The 4,229-nt window shown below is 41.0% G+C and carries 4 protein-coding genes and 1 pseudogene; 1 reads left to right on the plus strand and 4 read right to left on the minus strand.

What is annotated here, in order from left to right; genetic code table 11:
- The first annotated feature begins 249 nt into the window (after positions 1-249).
- The gene (locus ACFIMX_RS10330; protein ID WP_007346825.1) at positions 250-450 is read left to right on the plus strand and encodes an AlpA family transcriptional regulator; all 201 of its coding nucleotides are present in this window, start codon (positions 250-252) and stop codon (positions 448-450) included.
- 102 nt (positions 451-552) lie between these two features.
- Here ACFIMX_RS10330 and ACFIMX_RS10335 read toward each other — a convergent pair whose 3' ends face one another.
- From ACFIMX_RS10335 to ACFIMX_RS10350, 4 genes and pseudogenes are all read right to left on the minus strand, one after another.
- Positions 553-912 carry a hypothetical protein gene (locus ACFIMX_RS10335; RefSeq protein ID WP_375624232.1) on the minus strand — a complete coding sequence of 120 codons (360 nt, stop codon included), beginning with the start codon at positions 910-912 and terminating at the stop codon, positions 553-555.
- Positions 913-1,088: 176 nt separating this feature from the next.
- Positions 1,089-1,496 carry a hypothetical protein gene (locus ACFIMX_RS10340; protein ID WP_375694450.1) on the minus strand — a complete coding sequence of 136 codons (408 nt, stop codon included), beginning with the start codon at positions 1,494-1,496 and terminating at the stop codon, positions 1,089-1,091.
- Positions 1,493-3,577, minus strand: a pseudogene (locus ACFIMX_RS10345) (hemagglutinin repeat-containing protein); the annotation flags it as partial. The gene ACFIMX_RS10340 and the pseudogene ACFIMX_RS10345, both read right to left, overlap by 4 nt.
- A gap of 187 nt (positions 3,578-3,764) precedes the next feature.
- A partial coding sequence (locus ACFIMX_RS10350; RefSeq protein ID WP_375694451.1) for a hypothetical protein occupies positions 3,765-4,229 on the minus strand: 465 nt, incomplete at its 5' end.

Consider the following 4,229-nt stretch of genomic DNA (forward strand, 5'->3'; position numbering starts at 1 on the left):
TATATGGATAAATGGGCGGCTTATGTCACGGGTCAAACCTAAAATATGGGGTGAATAACCCCATGATCTGTGGATAACTTTAACTCTCTTGTCTCTCATTCTTTCTCAATAAGACTCATAAATTATCACATCAGAAAAACTATGATAAAATATTGTTTTCTATAAATAAAATACCTTCAAAAATGAACCAAAATGTGGTTAATAAATGGTTATGATTTGTTATCATTTTTATAGTGAAAGGATTTTAGAATGACAGAAAATGATATTCTTTTGACAGACCGTGAAAGTGCAAAATTGCTTCATATGAGTGTTTCAACATTCCGCCGTCATGTTACCAATGGCTCTCTCCCAAAACCTTTAAAATTTGGTTTTTTATCCCGTTGGTTACAATCGGATCTTTTGAATGTAATCGAACAAGCAAAACAGCAACGTCAAAATGACGCGGCATAAAAAGAAAACCTTGTCACGTAAGAACGGACAAGGCTTTCTCAAGCTCATCAACCTGGTGCTTTATTTGGTGTAAATTCAAGGCTTTCTCTGCTGAAGCAAGACTTAAGGTTTGCATTCAAGTTGTTCTGAATGCTTTTTACAATAAGAGCTATTTAAGCGTCTCTCAACACTTCGCTGAGGCATGACAGCACCAGGACGACATATGGGAAGGTTGTCTGATTTATGATTTTCACACCAATCTTGTATTGTAAAGCTAGGGCGAAAACCTGATTGCGCCATACACATTTCAATACTGGCAAATTGATTCAAATCTAGCGCCACAACCTTATTAAGGTCCGGTACTCCACATTCTAAAAGTATTTTATTTCTCCATAATGCTGGAGAAAGTGAGGGAATTGAGTTAACACATCCAGTGATACTTAACAGAGCTATACAACTCAATAGTTTTAAGATTTTCTTCATTATTCCCCTCTTTCAATGGATTTATTTACAATAAACAGCTCATAAGCTTGTTGATATTTTCTGTCACCGCTGTTTAAACAACGGTGAACAATATTGAGATGATGGATTGAGGAAACAATCCCGCACAGGCATGTAAAAACGTGAGTGTGGGGATTGTCGGTCATCACAAACAAAACTTAAGGTTTGCATTCATCCGCATTTTTATACCTTTTACAAAACGGGCTGTTTAAGCGCTTCTCAACACTTCTCTGTGGGATGACAGCACCAAGCTGACAAATGGGAAGGTTTTCTTCTCTAAATGTATAACACCAGTTTCCTCTCCCTTTATAATGGAATCCTGATTGAACCATGCAAGCATAAATTGTTGCATCCTCATTAACACTAAGCTTTCTATTTTCTGAATCAGCATCAATAAGACTCGGCATTCCACATTCTAATAAGGCTTTTCCTATCTCAGTAAAATCTGCACCTGCCTTCTCCCACATACTCACGTACTCTGGAGGACTGCTGTCAATTTTTGATATGTCACATCCAGTCACACTTAATAGGACTATACCACTCAATAATTTTAAAATTTGTCTCATTTTTTCTTCCATAAATGATCTAAAGTCGAATAAATTGAATGAATTTGTTTAGTAGGAGATGTTCCATAATTAGTTATACACGCTTTACTTGCATCACCATAACAATTATGAGGACTAGGATCATAACCGCCTAACGCCCTCCCTCTCTCTATCAATGGAGAGGTTGCTGTAGTCAATAAACTTTTTCCTACAAACAGCGTCATATATAAAGGATTTTTTATACCTTTCTCCAAAAGTGAAACATCTAGATTTAAAGGTACTTTATAAAAAGTAGGTGCATTGTAACCAAACAACGTACTAATGGGGTCAGATGCATGGCTTTGTAAGTAAACATGATCATTTTTGCCATCGCTTACGACATATAATGCATTCGCTATCGATTGAGCATGATCCGCTGGTCCATAAAGATAAATATCTGTTTTTTCTGCTATACCGTGGATGCCGCGCTTTTCAAAGTCACGTAGTCCATTGCCTACTGTTAAGCTACCACGACTATGCGCACTAACAATCGCCCCATCATTACCATAACGAGAGGCAAAATCTTGGAATTTCTTGGTCGAATTACTCCATCCCCCAAAATACTCATAAATTGCTACCCCGAACTCTACTAGCTTATCTTTAGCTTGGGGGTGGTAGGTAAAATAAAGGGGTTCATGCGCATTATCAGCCATTTTGACGGCATTACGGGCTGCTTCATCAGATGAATTAGAAATACCATTATAGAACATACGCCTGTTGCCATCAGAGCCTTTTTGTAAATGATTTTTTTCTCCTGGTTTTAAATAGCGATACAGAGTAATATTTTTTCCATCGCTGTCTTTTATAGGTTTTCCATTTTCATCGGTTAAATAGAGGACATTGCCATTTTCATCATGCAAAATCTCACCTACTGGATGTTCTTTAACATTTGCGACTTCGCGCACTTTGTCCCAGTATCCCAATCCTTCATCCGATAAATCATTGATCATATCTACGCGATTATGTACTACCCCCTCAAGCGGTGCGACATCTAGCTGTCCTACAGCTTGGTGTGCTGCTGCGGTGTTGCGGTTGAGAGAGCCAATGATTTGTCCAGCATCTTGCCCCATCGCCCTCTGTCCAGTTGTATCAGTAAGGATGATAGTCCCATCACTGATAGCAGATTTGGTTTTCCCTTCTGCTCCATCCTTGGCTTTGCCGTGATTTAAAACATTCTTGGCAATGTTTTTTATCGTGTCATTCCCAGAAATGCTAAACCCATGGCTGCTGGCTTTAGCATGCGCACTGTTGCTGATATCACTGGTGCTAATGCTTCCTGTGGTTAGGCTGTTTTTGTCTGCCGGCGCGGTGCTGGCAATAATACCTCCGGTCAGCGTTGTTTTGTCTTTAACAATGATCTTAAAGCCGCCATCACCCGCTTTGATGCCTGATTGTTCCACAACACTATGATAATCACTAGAGGATTGATCCTTTTGGAAAGAGGCGCTCATGGAGCCCCCACCACCCGTTTGTCCAGCACCAAACCCAACAGAAACAGAGTTTTGCTTACTGGAAGTTTGTCCCGTATCACTGCGGCTGGTAATGGCAAAATCACCCCCTACTTCCATTTCTACACGCTCTCCAGAAACTACGGCGCCTGCCAATGTGGTGTTTGCCTGACTTATGTTATGAACAGTGCCGCTACCTATAATATGGCTGTTTTTGTGTTGAACTTCCTCACTGGAACCTTCCCCTTGACTAAAAGAAGCACTACCCGTTGCCCCTGCGCCACCCGTGCCATAACCGGTGCCAACACTCATTGAAGAACTTTCACTGCTGTTTTGTGTGCTTTGCGTGTTTTGCGCACTTTCAAAGGTGATATCTTCACCTGCTTCCATAGTGATATTTCCGCTCTGTGCATCATTTTCCAGCACATAGATTGGATTGGTACCAGCGATAATATCAGCGCCAACACCATGAATGCTGCCTTTGTGGGCTTGCATGTTAACAGCGCGTCCGCCTTCTATGCTATCTGTCACCGCTGTGGAGACTTGAGAAGAGGCTTCTGTTTTCTCAGTTTTAAAGCCCACGGTTACACTGCCAGATGCGCCAGCCTCGGTCAAACCGCTTAACGTATCCAGTGGATTGCCCCACGACTTTGGCTTCAAAATGCGCATCCCCCGTAATGGAACCCTCACCTGCCTTATTGTAGATTATCTTAACCACCAAATTTAAAAGGCCCTCTGCGTGGATAAAGAAGTAGACGGCTTTGATCCCCTACTTCATTCGTGATTTTATCTAACGACCTTTTTAACGATGGGGAGGACGCTTTGGTGATCGCTTTTGTAAAGCTTTTTGCTTTTGCTGACGTTTTCTTTCATCCTCAAAATGCGTTAGTAAAGCGCGTTCCTGTTTCGTTTTGTTGGTCACACCAAAGGTGTCATTATCCATAAATTGCTCATATCCTGCTATCATTAAGTTGCTGAGGAACGAGCCACTTTTCGCAGGTGGTGAAAAATAGATCCCTTTTGAATCTTGCAATTTATACCGGTAACCGGCTTTTTTCATGCACTCATAAACTGAGGCAAATTCACTCGCATACGCATTCATATCGTCAGGAGAAGCATAGACTGGTTTCCAACCACATGTTGACAAGGCTTGTTGGATCATAGCTTTATCGACACCTGGTTTTTCCCATAATGCTAAAGTTGATGGAGGAGGTTGGTTAACACATCCCGCTGTATTTAAGAGAGCTATGCAGCTCAATAGTTTTAA

The sequence above is a fragment of the Bartonella sp. AD24XZML genome, assembly GCF_042196485.1.
In the GTDB taxonomy this organism is placed as follows: domain Bacteria; phylum Pseudomonadota; class Alphaproteobacteria; order Rhizobiales; family Rhizobiaceae; genus Bartonella.